Here is a 15,578-nt window from a genome sequence, read left to right as displayed (position 1 = left end):
AATGGCATGCCAGAGTCGCCCTATCCGATGGTGTCAGTTGACGAGGCCCAGCAGGTGATTATGGGCCGGGTGCTGCCGCTCGAAGCCGAAGAAGTTGATGCGCTGACCGCCGATGGGCGTGTGCTTGCCCAAGTGATCCAGGCACCGCTCAATCTTCCCGATGTGCCCAAGGCGGCGATGGATGGCTATGCACTGCGCACTGACGATGGCCTGAAGCCGCGCCGTATCATCGCCGAGTTGACGGCTGGCTCGACTGCCGGGGTGTCGCTCGAACCAGGCACAGCCGTGCGCATCATGACGGGTGCGCCAATGCCCGCTGGTGCCGATGCGGTGATTCCTGTCGAACTCGCCGAGGAGCACGCTGGCTGGCTGACGTTGCACCACACGTTGCAATCTGGTCAGCATGTGCATACCGTGGGCCAGGATGCCGCTCAGGGCGCGACGATCCTGTCGCTCGGCACCGTGCTTGGCACGCCGGAACTTGGCTTGCTCGCTACCTTTGGCCTGACCAGGGTGCAGGTCTATCGCCGCCCACGGGTTGCGGTGCTGGCGACCGGTGATGAAGTGATCGAGCCAGGCTTACCTCGCCCTGCTGGCGCAGTCTATGACTCGAATCGCTACGCCTTGATGGCGGCGTTGCGCGAGGCGGGTTGCGAGGTTCTCTCCCTCGGCATTGCCCCTGATGACCACACCAAGCAGCGCGACGCCCTTCTCCGCGGGCTCGAAGCGGCTGATGTGCTTGTCACCAGCGGCGGCGTCAGCATGGGTTCACGCGATCTAATCAAGCCCCTGCTCGCCGAACTTGGCACGGTTCACTTTGGGCGCATCGCCTTCAAGCCGGGCAAGCCAACCACGTTTGCCACGGTGGGTTCCAAGCTCGCTTTCGGGTTGCCCGGCTATCCCGTCTCTTCGCTTGTCTCGTACGAAGTCTTTGTGCGCCCTGCCCTCCGCGCCTTGCAGGGCGATCCGCATCCCTGGCGTCCACGGGTGCGCGTGCGCCTCAGCACCCCGATCCGCCCCTCCCACGATCGCCCCGAATATCAGCGGGTCACCATTCGCCAAGAAGGCGTGCATCTGGTGGCGGGAACAACCGGCGGCCAAGGCAGCTCTCGCCTGATGTCGCTGCTCGGCGCCAACGGGCTTTTGCTTGTCCCCCCCGGCGAGGCGATCTATCCTGTCGGCACCGAACTCGATGCTTTGTTGACGGCACCACTCTGATGCGCTTCGTTGAAAAAAGCCAGCTATGCTGGCTTTTTTCAACGTCCTCTCACCGTTTTACTACGATGCGCAGTTGCTCACTCGGATGGAGCGAACAGACCAAATCGAACGTCCCGGGGCCGGCAAAGTGCTGGATAAAGCGCTGCCCAGGGGCCACCCGATATGGCCCAATTGTGATCGTCTCGTCGTCGTCGTTCTGGATCACCAGCGTATCCTGTTCGCTCAGGTGCAAGACGATCTCCTGGGGAAAGAGTTCGATTTCGTCCCCGGCGGCAAGCCGCACTGCCGTACCGGGTGGCACGCTAATCACTAGCGTGCGTTGGGCTTCGTCACGCATATTCAGCCACCAGATGCTTCCAATGCCCACGCCAACCAGCAGAACGAGCCCCACCAGACTGAGCAGTAGAGACCGACGCTGCACCTCAGCCTCCCTCACGGGCGAGTAGGCGCAGGTCAGCGGTAATATCTTCTACCGGAGTACCGTGGGCAAAGAGGATCCGCCAGTTCCCGGCTTTGTCAATCGCGTAGATAAACCCCGAATGATCGATGGTATACCCCATCGCCGAATCCGGCAATGCGCGCTGCTCGGAAAAGACCCCGTACGACTTCAGAATTGGCGCGAGCGTTGCTTCATCGCCGCGCAAACCCTTGAAGCGCGGATCAAACGCCGTGACATATTGCTGCAAGCGTTCGCTCGTATCGCGTTCAGGATCAAGGCTGACCAGGGCGACCTGAATCGCCTCGGCATCCGCCCCGAGTTCCCGACTCACCGCCGACAGATCGGCCAGCGCCGCCGGACAAATATCAGGGCACATCGTAAACCCAAAAAAGAGCACAACCACCTGCCCTTTCTGCTCGCTCAACGTAAATGGTTGGCCCTGTTCATCAATCAATGTGAAATCAAAGGCTGGCTCAGCTGGCTCCAGTACCGTCCCGCGAAACTGCGGCGCACTCTGTCCACAAGCAGCCAGCAACAAGAGCAGCATCCCTAGCAGGATGAAGGAGAATTTTTTCATTATCAACACCTCAAAGCAACAGGTTTTAACGGCGTCAGCCCTAAATGTTCATGTGGATGGGGCGCTAGCGCCCCATCCACATGAACATTTAGGGCTGACGTACAACGGCATTTACCTCGACGGTTCCTGCTCGCTCAAATGTCAGCGTCACCGGAATGCTCTCGCCTTCCTTCACATCCCTGGTAACGTCAATGAACATCACGTGAAACCCACCCGGACGTAGTTCCACCTCGCCGCCGGCAGGAACCTCGATCTTCTCGACCGGGCGCATGCGCATGACATCGTTTTCCATCAAGACATTGTGCAGTTCAATGGTCTCGGCAATGTCGGCAGCGGCTGCGACAAGATAGTCGGGTTCGCTGCCACTGTTCTTGATGACCATATACCCTGCCGTCGTCGTTCCTGCCGACATAGCCCCATGTTCCGTTGTCTGATCCATCGTGCCATGCCCGCTTCCGCTCTCGGCAGTGCCCTCCATCGTCCCATGCCCGCTTCCGCTCTCAGCAGTGCCCTCCATCGGCATCGCAGCAAGACTGGCGGGCCGTACCCAGGCATCACGTATTTCAAGCGCCATCCCCGTCGCAGGGGCTACCGCAGGTGTTGTCGTCGGGGCAGCCCCACAGGCCGCCAGGATCAGACTGCTGATTGCCAGCAGGATCACGCTTATTGTGTTTCGCATCGTTGTTTGCTTTCTCCCTTACCCTTTGCGCCTTTGCGCCTTTGCGTCAAATCATCAGCAAGCTCGCTGACACAGCCGACGGGGAGGCGGCACCGGCGGAGCGTCGTTGATCCGCCTCTGCCAGAGGGGTGTATGCGCTCTGAGGCTATCTTGCAGGCGCAGAGCCAGGATCAGCAGCGCCGCAAGGGCTAAGTTCCCTTGCGTCAGGCTCTGAATCAGTTCTGGACTAAGCGCCGGGGAGAGGTTCTGGGCAAGCGCAAGTGTGTGGCCGCAAACAAAGGGCGACGCTTCATCAACAGGGGCAACCAGGGGAAACGGTACTGAGCAGTGCAGAATACAGGCAAGCAATGTGCCTGGCAAGAGAAAAATTAGGAATGCACTGATCCAGGTACGATGCGCAGCGAGCCGGATCAGCCGTGACATCTGTTGGTGATGCGGTACAGCCATGCCATGATTATGAGCCAGATTTCACAAGATTGCAAATAAGGCAACGCTTATTCAAGCTCCGTCCCATTGATCACCAGCCCAAACTTGCACTGCAAACGAGCCGCCGCCGAGCGACACATCACCATCCGCGAGAGAAAGATCGCAAAATAGTCCATGACAGTCGCAATTGACGCATCAATCGTCATATTCAGCACAATGCGTCGTTCGTCGGCAAGCACCTCAAGGGTTGAGCGAGTGACCGCCAGATTGACCCGATCATGAATGTCATGCTTCGCCGGATCAGGTTCGTGTACCCGTGAAAGATGCACATCGGCTTTATCGGCAAGAATCAAGGCCGCCGCGACCGCACTCGTGGCATGCCCATACTCTTCTTCGTGATTGCCGATCGCACAAATAATGACAAGGATTTCTGATAACTCCATCCCCAGTTCACCAAGCAACTCCTTCGCCAGCATTGCCCCAGTCTGACCATGCAACTGGCGATTGATCAGGTTACCAATATCGTGCAGCATCCCGGCAATGGCCGCTAGTTCACCTTCACGCTCAGGATACCCTAGCCCGGTCAGCACCCTGTGCGCCGCTTTGCTTACGCGGGTCGCATGACGTACACCGTGTTCAGTGTAGCCGATCTGCCGCAAGTTTTCGTTGGCAGCATTGAGGTACGCAAGCGTGGTCGGGTGCTCACGCACCTGTTGGATCGAGACGGGCATATGCAAACTCCTTGCTGGCAAGCTTGAGGAACGGGCGGGTGGGGTGGCTAGGTTGTGCCATCCAGCGCCCCACCTACGCTGTAACTTGAACCAGTACGCTTAGATTGGCGCAGACTTTGCCTACGCTCTTTAGTCTGGTGTGCCAGTCGCTAGTATACCAGACGACTCACGATATAGTCAGGAGTACTACCATGGGTCTGTATCATCAGGCAAACGATTTTCCCGAAGACAATGCTTTTAATGGCTATGAAATGTTGATGGATGCATGCAAGGATCTTGATCCCATCAACGTTGCGGTTGTCCATCCCTGTGACGATGTCTCGCTCTCCAGTGCAATTGATGCAGCCGAGAAGGGCTTGATTATTCCCTTGCTGGTCGGCCCTCAGGCTCGGATTCGGGCTGTCGCCGAAGAACACGGGCTTGACTTGACCCCGTACAAGATTATTGATGTGGAACATAGCCATGCTTCGGCAGCCAAGGCTGTGGAACTGATCAGGCTCGGTGCCGCCGAGGCCTTGATGAAAGGCAGCCTGCACACCGATGAGCTGCTGGCCGAGGTGGTCAATAAGGTGACTGGTCTGCGTACCGAGCGCCGCATCAGTCACTGTTTCATCATGGATGTGCCGACCTATCCCAAACCCTTGATTGTGACCGACGGTGCGGTGAATATCACCCCTAACCTCAAGGCCAAGGCCGATATTTGCCAGAATGCGATCGAACTGGCCCAGGTGTTGCGCATCGAACACCCAAAGGTTGCGGTGCTGTCGGCCGTTGAGACGATCAACCCCGAGATCCCTTCTACCATTGATGCCGCAGCCCTGTGCAAGATGGCCGACCGTGGCCAAATTGTCGGCGGCATTCTTGATGGGCCTCTGGCGCTCGACAATGCGATTAATATGGAGGCCGCCCGTACGAAGAAGATCGTCTCGCCCGTGGCTGGTCAGGCCGACATTCTCCTCGTCCCAAACCTTGAGGCTGGCAATATTCTTGCCAAGCAACTCACCTTCCTGGCCCGTGCCGAAGCAGCCGGGGTGATCATGGGGGCACGGGTGCCGATTATCCTCACCAGTCGCGCCGATACGCTCCGGGCACGCCTGGCCTCGTGTGCGGTCGCTGTCTTGCTTGTCTATGCTCGCCGTGCGACCCTGAAATCACCAGTCTAGGCGTTATCCTTTTCAAAGAAGCTGGTTTTTTGACGCAAAGGCGCAAAGGCGCAGAGGTTTGATGTAAGTCTATGCGTAGCTTTGCGCCTTTGCGCCTTTGCGTCAACACAGGTCAACCCTCTTGGCAAGGGATCGCCTCTCAGGCTACGCCCGCGCACCATAAGGATTTCAATGATGAGCAAAGTCATTCTGGTACTCAACGCAGGCTCGTCGAGTATCAAGTGTACGATCTTTGATTATGTCGGTACTACGCTGACCGTACGCTATCAGGGTCAGATCGAGGGTATCGGGACACAGCCCCATTTCAAAATGACCGATCAGGCCGGTGAGGTGCTCCTTGAGACCACCTGGGCCAATCCGCCCTCGGGCAAAGGTCATGCCTATGCGCTCGAACAGCTTGCCGCATGGCTTGATCCCCGTTTGCCCGAGGCTGGTCTGCTCGGTATCGGCCACCGGGTCGTCCACGGTGGGGCGCGCTATAGTGCCCCCGTCGTCATTGACGACGTGGTTTTGCACGATCTGCACGGGTTTATCCCCCTCGCTCCGTTGCACCAGCCGGCCAATCTCGCCGGGATTGAAGCAACCATGGCCTTCTTGCCTGGTGTCCCGAATGTTGGCTGTTTTGATACCGCCTTTCATCGCACGCACCCCGTCGAGGCCGACCGCTTTGCGTTGCCCTATGCTTTTTATGATGAGGGTGTGCGTCGCTATGGCTTCCACGGTCTCTCGTATGAATATATTGCCCGCACGCTGCCCGAGCTTGACCCCAAGCTGGCTCAGGGTCGCGTTGTTGTGGCGCATCTGGGCAACGGGGCGAGTATGTGCGCTCTCAAGGCCGGGCGTAGTGTGGATAGCACGATGGGCTTTACGGCGCTCGATGGCTTGCCCATGGGTACCCGCTGCGGCCAGATTGATCCGGGGGTCTTGCTCTATCTGATGCAAGCCAGGGCTATGGATGCCAGCGCCATCCAGGATCTGCTCTATAAAAAATCGGGTTTTCTTGGACTGTCTGGGGTCAGCAGCGATATGCGCAACCTCGAGGCCAGCGATGACCCGCGAGCCGCCGAGGCGATTGATTATTTTGTCTACCGGATTATTCGTGAAACTGGTGCCCTGGCCTCGGTGATGGGTGGGCTCGATGGCGTCGTCTTTACGGCGGGCATTGGCGAGAATTCGGGTCGCCTCCGCGAACGTGTCTGTCGCGGCCTGGCCTGGCTTGGCCTCGCATTTGATCCGGTCGCGAATGCCCACCACGGTCCACGGATCTCCACCGCTGCCAGTGCCGTTTCAGCCTGGGTCGTGCCTACTAACGAAGAGCGCATGATCGCCCTGCATACGCTTGCCGCCCTCACCGATGGCTAACGTAAGACCTCACAGGTCTTGAAGACCTGTGAGGTCTGTTTTTGATCTATCTCCGCTTGGCCTTCAGTTACGCTCTCAACACCTTTTGCGCCTTTGCGCCTTTGCGTCAAATCTAATCTGTAATGCGATAGCGAAACAAGGCCAGAATGGCATACAATCCCTGGCTCGGTTTCATCTTTTTGCCCTCTTCATAGGTGCGCCCGATGTATGAGATTGGCACTTCCAGGATGCGATGACCTCGCTTTAAGACTTTGGCGGTGATCTCGGGTTCGAGACGAAAGTCGTTGCTCTCCAGGCTAAGATCACGAATGATGTCGGTGCGCATCACTTTGTAACAGGTCTCCATATCCGAGATCCAGCAGTTGAAGAGGAAATTGGTCAGGAAGGTCAACCCTTTGTTGCCAATGGCATTCCAGAAGTACATGCCGGTGTGACTCCCCATAAACCGGCTGCCGTAGACGACATCAACCTGGCCTTTGACAATGGGCTTGACGAGCGCATAATAATCATGCGGATCGTATTCCAGGTCGGCATCCTGAATAATGGTGATCTTGCCGCACGCATGGGCGAGCCCGCTCCGCACCGCTGCTCCTTTGCCGCGATTGGCGGGATGGCTGATCACGCGCATCCGAGGGTAGTGCTCGGCTGCTGCTTGCAACACGGCCAGGGTCTCATCCGACGAATGATCGTCTACCGCAATGACCTCTTTTTCTAGCTCAATGGCATACACCTGCTCGAGGATCTGCGGGAGGGTCGCAGCCTCGTTGTAGCAGGGCATAATGATTGAGAGCAAAGGGCGTTCGTTGTGTTGATCCATAAGATGTGCGATTTTTATTTATATTTGTGATCTAAAATCACAATGATACCGCCTGATTAGTGGCCTGACGGCAGATTGTAGCAGAAGCATGTGTCTCCCGTCAAACCCGGCTCAGGTTGTAAGTGCTCACACTTCTCCTGGGAGCGCGGGCGGCTCGCCCGCTCTGGTCTGGATGCGGGCGAGCCGCCCGCGCTCCCAGGGTGGCGCTTTACCCCAAGTGTGAACGGTTACCTCAGGTTTGGTGGTATACTGCGCTCAGTTCCATCTGTCGCTGATGCGTCAGGTTGCGTATGCCGATGTACCGCATTGGGATGCGCTCTCGTGCCTGGCAGATCCCCACGAGGAGAGGGAGATGGCAATGTGGCGGCTCCAGAGACAGCAGTGGTTCCGCCTGGGCCTCGGGCTCGTGATTAGCCTTGTGACGATCTATCTGGCGTTCAAAGGGGTTGATCTGGCAAGCGTTGGGCAGTCGTTGGGTGAGGCGAGTCTGCTCTTTGTTGGGCTGGCGCTCGGCAGTGTGGTGCTCAATAACGTTGCCAAGGCCGCCCGCTGGAAGGTGCTGCTGGGTGAGCGTGGTGCGCCGATTAGTCTGTGGCAGGCGTTGCGCTTGCATCTCGTTGGTCAGATGATCAATAATCTTTTGCCGGCTCGCGTTGGCGATGTGAGTCGCGTCTATCTCGCGGGTGAACTCGGGGTTTCGCGGTCGTTTGTCCTCGGTACGGTGGCGCTCGAGAAGGTCGTGGATATGCTCTGTTATGCCATGATCTTTGTGCTGCTGGTTCTGTTGATGCCGTTGCCAGCCTGGGTTAGTCAGCCAGCATATCTGATGCTTGTTGCGACCGGGCTTGCCTTTGCTGCGGTGCTTGCTGGCCTTGTCGCCTACCGACGTGGTCTGCCACTGCCGGCCTCGGTGCTTCGCTGGCTCCCCCAGCGCTTCCAGCAGCGCGCTGATGCTCTGCTTGCTAATCTTCTCGCAAGTTTGCACGTGTTGACCGATGCCCGCGGGCGCTGGCAGATCCTCTTCTGGTCAGCCGTGGTCTGGATCACTGCTACGTTGACCAATTATCTGGTCTTGCGGGCACTGTCCATTGATGTGCCACTCGTTGCGTCCCTCTTTGTCCTCTTTGTGCTGATGGCCGGGATCAATGTCCCTTCAGCCCCTGGGCGCATCGGTCTCTTCCAGTACCTCTGCATCCTTTCCCTCGCGCTCTTCGGCGTTGAACAGGCCCCCGCTCTCAGTTTTGGGGTGCTGTTGCATGTGTTGACGTTTGTACCGCCGATCATTGCTGGCTTGTTCGCCCTCTGGCTCAATCTCCAGGACAAGAAGGCCCGCCCGAGCACGGTAAAGCAGCCTGAAACTTTGCCTAAACAATGAGACCGCCTATGCGATCCGATCCTTCACCTTCACCAGACGAGGCGATGCGTTTGCCTGATCCACAGCGGATCGGGCAGCTTGATGTGCATCCTGTACGCCTCGGCCAGTTGCTCGCCTGGTTTGAATATGCTCTTGCTTGCACGCAAAAACGTACTGTTTTTTATGCGAACATTTACGCGGTAAATCTTGCCGAGCATGATTCTGTCTTCAAAAAATCTTTTGCTCAGGCTGATTTGGTTTTTTGTGATGGTCAGGGCTTGCGCCTCGGGGCTGCGTTGCTTGGCAGGCCGCTCCCTGAACGTTTTACTCCCCCTGATTGGATTCATCGTCTGGCAGCAAGCTGTGCGACCCATGGCTATGGTATCTTTTTGCTTGGGGGCGAACCGGGCGTCGCCGCAGCCGCAGCTGCCCGCCTTCTCCAGCATCATCCCGGTCTACGGGTTGCCAGTCACCACGGCTATCTTAGCACTGACCCGACGGTCGAAGCTGCCGCGCTAGAGGCCATCGCCGCTTTTCAGCCTTCGCTGTTGCTGGTAGGGATGGGCATGCCTACCCAGGAACGCTGGGTTGCAGTACGCCGCATTGACCTTGCAGTGCCTGTGGTGATGACCGTTGGCGCGCTCTTTGCTTATCTCGCCGAGACGGTGCCACGTGGACCGCGCTGGCTCACTGACCATGGCTTCGAATGGCTCTGTCGGCTCTGGTACGAGCCACGTCGGCTTTGGCGACGTTATTTGTTGGGCATTCCACGTTTCTTTGGCTTGATTCTTCGTCAGAAGATCACGCATCGCGGGTAATGCTGCACACGTATCAGGGGAGCGAGGGCGTCGCGCCCTCACACGTAGAACGAGGGCATGTGGTATGCGCGAACGGATCGAGGCACGTTTAGCCTTCTTCATTCTAGTGCTTGATATCATCGTAACCCTGGGCTGTCTTTGGGTTGCCTCGCAGTTGCGTCTCTATCTTGAATTTGGCCGCGAGATCACCTCAGCGCAAACCGCCCTTCCCTGGGTCCTCTATCTCGCTGTCGCAATCCTCTGGACGATCATCTTTGGGTTGCTTGGCCCGCACCGGCGGATTTTGCGCAGTAGTCTCGTCGAGGCCATTGGCTGGCTAGTCGCCTCGCTTGCCCTTGCTGCCCTCACCTTTGCCGGCATGCTCTACCTCTCGCTTCGCGATGTCTCACGGCTCCAGTTTCTTTATTTTGCTGGCCTGAATCTAAGTACCCTTGTCTTGATCCACATCGGCATCCGCTTTTATCTGCATCGACGCACGCCACAGACGTTGCATCGGCGGGTGCTGGTGGTGGGCGAGGCAAGTACCGCCGAGCGTCTCGCCGAGACCTTTGCGACTCCACGCTGGTCGGGGATGCTCGTCGCTGGCTATGTACATGCAACGGCTGACCCAAAGATCGCGTTGCCCTACCTGGGCGTGGTGCAGGCGACACCTGATCTGGTGAAGGTACACCAGATTGATGAGGTTATCTTTGCGCTCTCACCCGAAGAACACGCGCTGGTTGCCCATATCTCGCTGGAGCTGTTGCAGCAACCCGTGATGGTGCATATGATCCCCGATGTGATTGACCTCGCTTTTGCCCGTACCCCTGTCGAGCAAGTGGGCGGCATTCCCTTGATCAGCCTGCGCGAACCAGCCCTCACCTATCCCCAGCGTGTCCTCAAGCGCCTCTTTGATCTGACGGCAAGCAGCCTCTTGCTCCTGCTGCTCGCCCCGCTTATGCTGGTCATTGCGCTACGGATTCGCCTCGAGTCACCTGGCCCGATCTTCTTTTTGCAAGAACGCTTGGGCGAACAGGGGCGGCGTTTTCGTATGCTCAAGTTTCGCAGTATGTACGAGCATGCCGAGCAACGCTGGCAAGAGGTGGTCACACACGATGCAGATGGCCGGGTGATTTACAAATTAGCCGACGATCCCCGCGTCACTCCGTTTGGGCGCGTTTTGCGTCGGAGCAGCCTTGATGAATTGCCCCAGTTGATCAATGTCCTACGTGGCGAAATGAGCCTCGTTGGGCCACGCCCCGAAGTGCCGGTCGTCGCGGCTGATTACGAACCGTGGCAATGGCAGCGTTTTCGTGTCCCCCCCGGCATGACCGGTTGGTGGCAAATCAATGGCCGTAGCCACCGCCCGATGCACCTCCACACCGAAGATGATCTCTATTATATTCAGAATTACTCTTTTTTTCTCGATCTGCAAATTTTACTCAAAACGATCAGCGTTGTCCTTCAAGGCAAAGGCGCCTTTTGATCTGTTGGGGCACGGCGGTGCCGCGCCCAACAGCGGTAGCCCTGACGCCGCTCAACGTCAGGGTTGCTCACCATACGCCCTGCCAGGCGGTTCGGCGCGCACAATCACCCGCTGGGTAAAGCGGTTGGGGCCAGTCGCCGGCCAGCAGGTGACCATCGTGACCATTTCGCGATCGGTCGGGCCGATCAGTTGCGCATTCGTCAGCCGCTGCTCAGCTGGCACGCCCTCTTCATCAACGACTAGGCGTTCGGTGACAATGTAGAGGTACTCGCGACCCTCACTATACACAATTATCGGATCACCAGGTTGCACATAATAGAGATCGAGAAAGACTTTGCCATAGCCCCCGACGTGCCCGGCCAGTACAATATTATTGTCTTCACCAGGGTTCGCCGAGCCTTTGTGGTGGCCCACGGCAAATTCGGCCACCTGCCACACGGCGATGCGTTGCTCGCCTTGCTCGATCACATCCCAGCCAACCTCAATCACCTTTGCGTCAACCTGAATGCTCGGAATAACCAGACGCTCGACGTACGAGACATGATCCGTCGGCAATCGCGCGGGAAGTGGTGACGTCAGCACCCCTGGATCAGGTGGATCGATCAACGGCAAGCCACTGCCCGTAGGTACGCTGGTCGAACGGGCTTCATTGAGGCTACTCAGATCAGGCACTGCCATGCTCGGCGCATTGATCACTAGCGCAGGCACCTCGATATCATTATCACCGCGTGCTGCGAGGCGCAGGTGTTCAACATAGAAGTAGAGGCCACCCACATAGACGAGCAGATAGAGGCCGCTCACCAGCAAGAGATTGCCGAGCGTCCAGTAGATGCGTGCGGCGCGCGTGGTCGGTTCGCGCCGATGTGTCTGTCTAGATTGCATAGCTGTTTTTGATTGTGTCAACATAGGCATTGTTTTTATTATAGCACTCACTAGTCTGTCAACGAAGTTTTCTGGCGTCCTCAGCCGTCCACGAATAAACGAAGAGCGCATGGGGCAGCCCATATTCGTTTATTCGTGCGTGTTATTCGTGGTCGGCGGTGCTACCGGGAAATTTATTTCACACACTGCTCAGGCCGGTTTTGTTTCTTCGCCAGGGTTTTATACGTCCCGACGGCAGCGATGCTTTGCTGCCGTCGGAACGCATGACAAGTTTCGTCATCGTAGTAGGTACGTGAGGGCCGCGCGACTGGATGTATGTTGTTGATCTTGGCGGCCTGCGCCATCTTCTCAGCAAATGCTCATTTGACGCAACTTGTGAAGCGGTGTACGTTGAAATGAGCATGTCAACGTATGCTACCGATATCAGGAGGCTTTGATGCGTCTACAGATGATCGTGATTGTCTTGCTGGCGGGGTTGCTTGCCGCATGTGGCAGCGCACCAGCCGCAGCCCCGGTCGCAACCGAGGCCCCGGTTGCCGTCGCGACGACAGTCCCTACCACTGTCCCGGCGGCAACCACCCCAACTGAACCAGTGGCTCAGTCAGATGAAACAACGCCTACCGCCGCGCCAGCGACCAGTGAAGAGAGTGAAGTACAGCTCTTTCGCATTGATCCTGCCTCCTCCGAGGTGACGTATGAGGTTGGCGAGGTTTTTCTGAATCAGGGCAACCGGTATGCGCTCGCGGTAGGCCGAACGCAGCAGATCAATGGCGAAATAGAGCTTGATCGTGCCAACCCGCAAAACAGTACGGTAGGGCCGATTGAAATTGATATCAGTGCGTTTGCCTCGGATAGCCCTCGTCGTGACAATGCAATCCGTGATCGCTGGCTCGAGTCGGCTCGCTTTCCCCTCGCTACCTTTGTGCCTACGCTGATCGAGGGCTTGCCTGAGCAATACACTGATGGCGAAGAGCTTACCCTGATGATTACCGGCGATTTGACGGTACGTGATGTGACCAACTCGGTCACCTTTACCGTCACTAGCCAGCTCGATGGTGCGCAGCTGATCGGCAATGCCAGCAGCGAAATCAATATGACCGACTTTGGCTTTGATCCCCCCGACATTATTGGTGTCCTGCGCGCCGAAGATAAGGTCATCATCGGCTTTCGTTTTGTCGCCAACGCTGATTGAGCCGCGTGTCACCAACGAGCCTTGTTGCTCGCGTGAAAACAGCCAGCATTGCTGGCTGTTTTCACGCGAGCAAAGAAGTTACGCCTGACGAACCAGATAAAAAATCCGGTACTCACGCACAAAGTGCTCAACAAAACGTTCGGGATCACCATCAGAAGGCAGGTCGAGGCGCATACGAAGCGCATTAGCTAGTTCAGTTGCCAGCAACCGGCGTTCGTCCTGGTGAAGAGTTTCACGGCGTTGCAAGAAGGCTTCGGCGAGGGTGTAGTCGTCAGGGCCGACCTGGTGCAGATTGGGCAGCAACGGTGATGCCGGCGCTGCACTGTTGCGTGGAGGTACCACCACGGGGGCAAGGCCACGGGCGATCTGTTCCAGCGACAAGGGGTAATCTTCGCGGATGACGAGCGTTCCCGCCGCAAGATCGCCGAGACGGCGGGCGCGGTGATCGGCAAACATAACCATGACGCCCAGGCCATACCCAAACGGCAAGAAATCAACAATCCGCACGAGATTGCGGATCACCGCCGCACTGAAATCAAGGGGCCGTCCGCCTTCGCGCATGACCCGTAAGCCAAAGATGCGCTTGCCTGGGCTTTGCCCTGACCAGAGCATTTCGAAGCTGACATAGTAACCCCAGAGCAGCGCAAAGGCGAGCGTTGCCCAGAGCGCGAGGATGATTGTGCCAAAATCGTTGCTACTCGCGAGCGGAACCATCACCAGGCTGAGTGTAGCTTGAAGCAACAGGATCAAAGTTGTATCAACGGTTGCGGCGAGGCACCGCGAGGCAACCCCGGCTACCACATATTCAATCGTCACCACCTCGGGGGTTTCGACAGTATATTTGTCGCTCTGCATTGCCGAGGTCATTGCGCTTCCTTTGCTGGGGGTCGTCGGCCTCCAAGAATCTGCCTGGCTGTTTGCCCCAGCCAGGCATGGGTTTTTCTCCCGCTTACAAGGCGGGCCGTTCCGCGTCGTCAGGTGGGGCTGAGATGAGTTCGGCTTCATTGGTGGCGGTCAGATGGCTCATATCATTCACCATGCCCATTGTCCAGTGATTGCCCTGAACCTCGATGACACTGATCGAGGTGTTGCCGATATGGGGAAAGCGCTTGAAGCCGTCACCAGCATAATTATCCGCGTGCGCAAGCAACATACGGATGCACCCACCGTGCGTGACTACGGCGAGCGTTTGCCCTGGATGCGCGTTGCCAAGCGCCGTAACTGCCTCGACTACCCGGTTACGGAGATCGCTCAGCGACTCACCGCCACCACGGGGCATGTCGATGTTCTGGTCGAGCAGGGCTATTTCTTCGGGGAACTTCGCCTTGATCTCCTCGTAGGTGAGCCCGCTCCAGGTTCCCAGATCGATCTCGCGGAGGCTCGGCAGCAGCTGCACGTCAACCTTGACGTCCGCCCCGATCGCCCTGGCGGTTGCGGATGCGCGGGCAAGATCGCTGCTATAGATCGCATCGAAACGGTGGCCCTCAGTCGCGAGACGGTTGGCAACGAGTTCAGCCTGTTGCAACCCGATCGCATTGAGTGGCACATCAGCGTGGCCTTGCCAACGGCCTATCATATTCCAATCGGTCTCACCATGGCGGATGAGCAAGATGGTCGTACTCATTGGGTTTGTCGTTCCTTCTCTTCGCTAGGTAGCACACGCTGTTTCATCATAGTACAGAAGCCGAGCAGCGGCAAGTTGCGATGATAGCAGGGATGTTCCTGGTACCATTGCGGTGCTATACTAGAAGTAGTACTACCCTTCATCTTGTTTCAACGTAGCCCGGGGTATTTTCTATGAAAACCAGAAGTAACCAGTTCGTGTATCAACGGATCACCTCACATCTCCTCATGCTCTTCCTGCTCATCTTGCCCGTCGTGCAAGCAGGGGCAGGTGGGCCTGAGCATGGTCTGTATGCCACCTCAAGTGTGCAATCGCTTGCAACCGAAGCCGTGACGATAACTGATGTGCCTCTCACGCTTGCGACAACGGTCTATCTTCCCTTCCTTGCGCGGATTGAACTCGATCCAATTGCTATCCCTCCCGAACAGCAACTTTTTGTGAACGAGGTTCTTGCGGCGACGAACGCCTATCGTGCGCAGGCTGGATGTGCTCCGTTAATCCTCAGCCCCCTGTTGACGACCTCGGCCCAGCGCCATACCGACGATATGGCGTACAACAATTTTGTCTCGCACACCGGCTCTGATGAGTCATCACCCTGGGATCGCATTCGTGCCACAGGCTACACCTACAGCCGAGCCGCCGAGAATATCGCGGCGGGCTATACATGTCCGCAGCAGGTTGCCGAGGCTTGGTATAACAGCGATGGTCATCGCGCCAACATGCTCAACTGTGCCCTCACCGAAATCGGGGTCGGCTATACGCACAACGAGGCGAGCCTCTACAAATATTACTGGACGCAAGATTTTGCGACGCCACGCTAAAGCCGTACAG

The 15,578-nt window shown here is 57.4% G+C and carries 17 protein-coding genes; 8 read left to right on the top strand and 9 right to left on the bottom strand.

The features are described from left to right. Nucleotides 1-6: 6 nt before the first annotated feature. The gene (gene glp, locus EKD05_RS11805; protein ID WP_240695753.1) at nt 7-1,218 is read left to right on the top strand and encodes a gephyrin-like molybdotransferase Glp; all 1,212 of its coding nucleotides are present in this window, start codon (nt 7-9) and stop codon (nt 1,216-1,218) included. A 49-nt stretch (nt 1,219-1,267) separates the two neighbouring features. On the opposite strand, the gene EKD05_RS11800 is transcribed toward glp, so the two are convergent. The 5 genes from EKD05_RS11800 to EKD05_RS11780 all read right to left on the bottom strand — a co-directional run bounded on the left by EKD05_RS11800 (nt 1,268) and on the right by EKD05_RS11780 (nt 4,070). Further along, nucleotides 1,268-1,639: a hypothetical protein gene (locus tag EKD05_RS11800; protein ID WP_129672903.1), complete on the bottom strand. Its 372-nt coding sequence runs from the start codon at nt 1,637-1,639 to the stop codon at nt 1,268-1,270. Between the two features lies 1 nt (nt 1,640). Beyond that, nucleotides 1,641-2,234 (bottom strand): SCO family protein, encoded by a 594-nt coding sequence (locus EKD05_RS11795; RefSeq protein WP_129672901.1) that lies wholly within the window; start codon nt 2,232-2,234, stop codon nt 1,641-1,643. A gap of 88 nt (nt 2,235-2,322) precedes the next feature. Further along, nucleotides 2,323-2,913 carry a copper chaperone PCu(A)C gene (locus tag EKD05_RS11790; protein ID WP_129672898.1) on the bottom strand — a complete coding sequence of 197 codons (591 nt, stop codon included), beginning with the start codon at nt 2,911-2,913 and terminating at the stop codon, nt 2,323-2,325. A gap of 54 nt (nt 2,914-2,967) precedes the next feature. Next, nucleotides 2,968-3,360 (bottom strand): hypothetical protein, encoded by a 393-nt coding sequence (locus EKD05_RS11785; RefSeq protein WP_129672897.1) that lies wholly within the window; start codon nt 3,358-3,360, stop codon nt 2,968-2,970. Between the two features lie 47 nt (nt 3,361-3,407). Next, entirely contained in the window at nt 3,408-4,070 is a 663-nt protein-coding gene (locus tag EKD05_RS11780) for an HD domain-containing protein (RefSeq protein WP_129672895.1), read from the bottom strand. Between the two features lie 191 nt (nt 4,071-4,261). On the opposite strand from EKD05_RS11780, the gene EKD05_RS11775 reads away from it, so the two are divergent. Further along, complete coding sequence (locus EKD05_RS11775) at nt 4,262-5,233, top strand: bifunctional enoyl-CoA hydratase/phosphate acetyltransferase (RefSeq protein WP_129672893.1); 972 nt, start codon at nt 4,262-4,264, stop codon at nt 5,231-5,233. A 174-nt stretch (nt 5,234-5,407) separates the two neighbouring features. After that, nucleotides 5,408-6,595: an acetate kinase gene (locus EKD05_RS11770; RefSeq protein WP_129672935.1), complete on the top strand. Its 1,188-nt coding sequence runs from the start codon at nt 5,408-5,410 to the stop codon at nt 6,593-6,595. A 112-nt stretch (nt 6,596-6,707) separates the two neighbouring features. Here the strand turns inward: EKD05_RS11770 and EKD05_RS11765 are convergent, their stop codons facing one another. Further along, nucleotides 6,708-7,412, bottom strand: a complete 705-nt coding sequence (locus tag EKD05_RS11765; protein ID WP_129672891.1) for a glycosyltransferase family 2 protein — start codon at nt 7,410-7,412, stop codon at nt 6,708-6,710. Nucleotides 7,413-7,764: 352 nt separating this feature from the next. Here EKD05_RS11765 and EKD05_RS11760 point away from each other — a divergent pair, with 352 nt between their 5' ends. The 3 genes from EKD05_RS11760 (at nt 7,765) to EKD05_RS11750 (ending at nt 11,049) form a co-directional block, all read left to right on the top strand. Beyond that, complete coding sequence (locus EKD05_RS11760; RefSeq protein WP_165360703.1) at nt 7,765-8,787, top strand: lysylphosphatidylglycerol synthase transmembrane domain-containing protein; 1,023 nt, start codon at nt 7,765-7,767, stop codon at nt 8,785-8,787. 8 nt (nt 8,788-8,795) lie between these two features. Beyond that, nucleotides 8,796-9,584 carry a WecB/TagA/CpsF family glycosyltransferase gene (locus EKD05_RS11755; RefSeq protein ID WP_165360702.1) on the top strand — a complete coding sequence of 263 codons (789 nt, stop codon included), beginning with the start codon at nt 8,796-8,798 and terminating at the stop codon, nt 9,582-9,584. 64 nt (nt 9,585-9,648) lie between these two features. After that, the gene (locus EKD05_RS11750) at nt 9,649-11,049 is read left to right on the top strand and encodes a sugar transferase (protein WP_129672885.1); all 1,401 of its coding nucleotides are present in this window, start codon (nt 9,649-9,651) and stop codon (nt 11,047-11,049) included. Between the two features lie 57 nt (nt 11,050-11,106). Here the strand turns inward: EKD05_RS11750 and EKD05_RS11745 are convergent, their stop codons facing one another. Beyond that, nucleotides 11,107-11,931: a sortase gene (locus tag EKD05_RS11745; RefSeq protein ID WP_129672883.1), complete on the bottom strand. Its 825-nt coding sequence runs from the start codon at nt 11,929-11,931 to the stop codon at nt 11,107-11,109. Between the two features lie 436 nt (nt 11,932-12,367). Between EKD05_RS11745 and EKD05_RS11740 the strand changes: the two genes are divergently transcribed. Then, complete coding sequence (locus EKD05_RS11740) at nt 12,368-13,123, top strand: YceI family protein (protein WP_129672881.1); 756 nt, start codon at nt 12,368-12,370, stop codon at nt 13,121-13,123. Nucleotides 13,124-13,201: 78 nt separating this feature from the next. Here EKD05_RS11740 and EKD05_RS11735 read toward each other — a convergent pair whose 3' ends face one another. Beyond that, on the bottom strand, nt 13,202-13,990 hold the full coding sequence (locus EKD05_RS11735) for an RDD family protein (RefSeq protein WP_129672879.1): 789 nt from the start codon (nt 13,988-13,990) through the stop codon (nt 13,202-13,204). 82 nt (nt 13,991-14,072) lie between these two features. After that, a complete protein-coding gene (locus tag EKD05_RS11730) occupies nt 14,073-14,747 on the bottom strand; it encodes a histidine phosphatase family protein (RefSeq protein ID WP_129672877.1) in 675 nt (224 codons plus the stop codon). Nucleotides 14,748-14,920: 173 nt separating this feature from the next. Here EKD05_RS11730 and EKD05_RS11725 point away from each other — a divergent pair, with 173 nt between their 5' ends. Further along, nucleotides 14,921-15,568, top strand: a complete 648-nt coding sequence (locus EKD05_RS11725) for a CAP domain-containing protein (RefSeq protein WP_240695752.1) — start codon at nt 14,921-14,923, stop codon at nt 15,566-15,568. The last annotated feature ends 10 nt before the right edge of the window (nt 15,569-15,578 follow it).

The organism is Candidatus Chloroploca sp. Khr17 (assembly GCF_004138165.1).
Classification (GTDB): Bacteria; Chloroflexota; Chloroflexia; order Chloroflexales; family Chloroflexaceae; genus Chloroploca.
The sequence above is the reverse complement of the archived record's forward strand: the minus strand, read 5'-3'. Positions and strand labels throughout refer to the sequence as shown.

Coding starts and splice junctions, on each gene's coding strand:
- EKD05_RS11780 (WP_129672895.1), bottom strand. CDS start 4,070: ATGCCCGTCTCGATCCAACAGGTGCGTGAGCACCCGACCACGCTTGCG.
- EKD05_RS11790 (WP_129672898.1), bottom strand. CDS start 2,913: ATGCGAAACACAATAAGCGTGATCCTGCTGGCAATCAGCAGTCTGATC.
- EKD05_RS11730 (WP_129672877.1), bottom strand. CDS start 14,747: ATGAGTACGACCATCTTGCTCATCCGCCATGGTGAGACCGATTGGAAT.
- EKD05_RS11765 (WP_129672891.1), bottom strand. CDS start 7,412: ATGGATCAACACAACGAACGCCCTTTGCTCTCAATCATTATGCCCTGC.
- EKD05_RS11760 (WP_165360703.1), top strand. CDS start 7,765: ATGGCAATGTGGCGGCTCCAGAGACAGCAGTGGTTCCGCCTGGGCCTC.
- EKD05_RS11785 (WP_129672897.1), bottom strand. CDS start 3,360: ATGGCTGTACCGCATCACCAACAGATGTCACGGCTGATCCGGCTCGCT.
- EKD05_RS11735 (WP_129672879.1), bottom strand. CDS start 13,990: ATGACCTCGGCAATGCAGAGCGACAAATATACTGTCGAAACCCCCGAG.
- EKD05_RS11740 (WP_129672881.1), top strand. CDS start 12,368: ATGCGTCTACAGATGATCGTGATTGTCTTGCTGGCGGGGTTGCTTGCC.
- EKD05_RS11745 (WP_129672883.1), bottom strand. CDS start 11,931: ATGCAATCTAGACAGACACATCGGCGCGAACCGACCACGCGCGCCGCA.
- EKD05_RS11775 (WP_129672893.1), top strand. CDS start 4,262: ATGGGTCTGTATCATCAGGCAAACGATTTTCCCGAAGACAATGCTTTT.
- EKD05_RS11770 (WP_129672935.1), top strand. CDS start 5,408: ATGAGCAAAGTCATTCTGGTACTCAACGCAGGCTCGTCGAGTATCAAG.
- EKD05_RS11755 (WP_165360702.1), top strand. CDS start 8,796: ATGCGATCCGATCCTTCACCTTCACCAGACGAGGCGATGCGTTTGCCT.
- EKD05_RS11725 (WP_240695752.1), top strand. CDS start 14,921: ATGAAAACCAGAAGTAACCAGTTCGTGTATCAACGGATCACCTCACAT.
- EKD05_RS11750 (WP_129672885.1), top strand. CDS start 9,649: ATGCGCGAACGGATCGAGGCACGTTTAGCCTTCTTCATTCTAGTGCTT.
- glp (WP_240695753.1), top strand. CDS start 7: ATGCCAGAGTCGCCCTATCCGATGGTGTCAGTTGACGAGGCCCAGCAG.
- EKD05_RS11795 (WP_129672901.1), bottom strand. CDS start 2,234: ATGAAAAAATTCTCCTTCATCCTGCTAGGGATGCTGCTCTTGTTGCTG.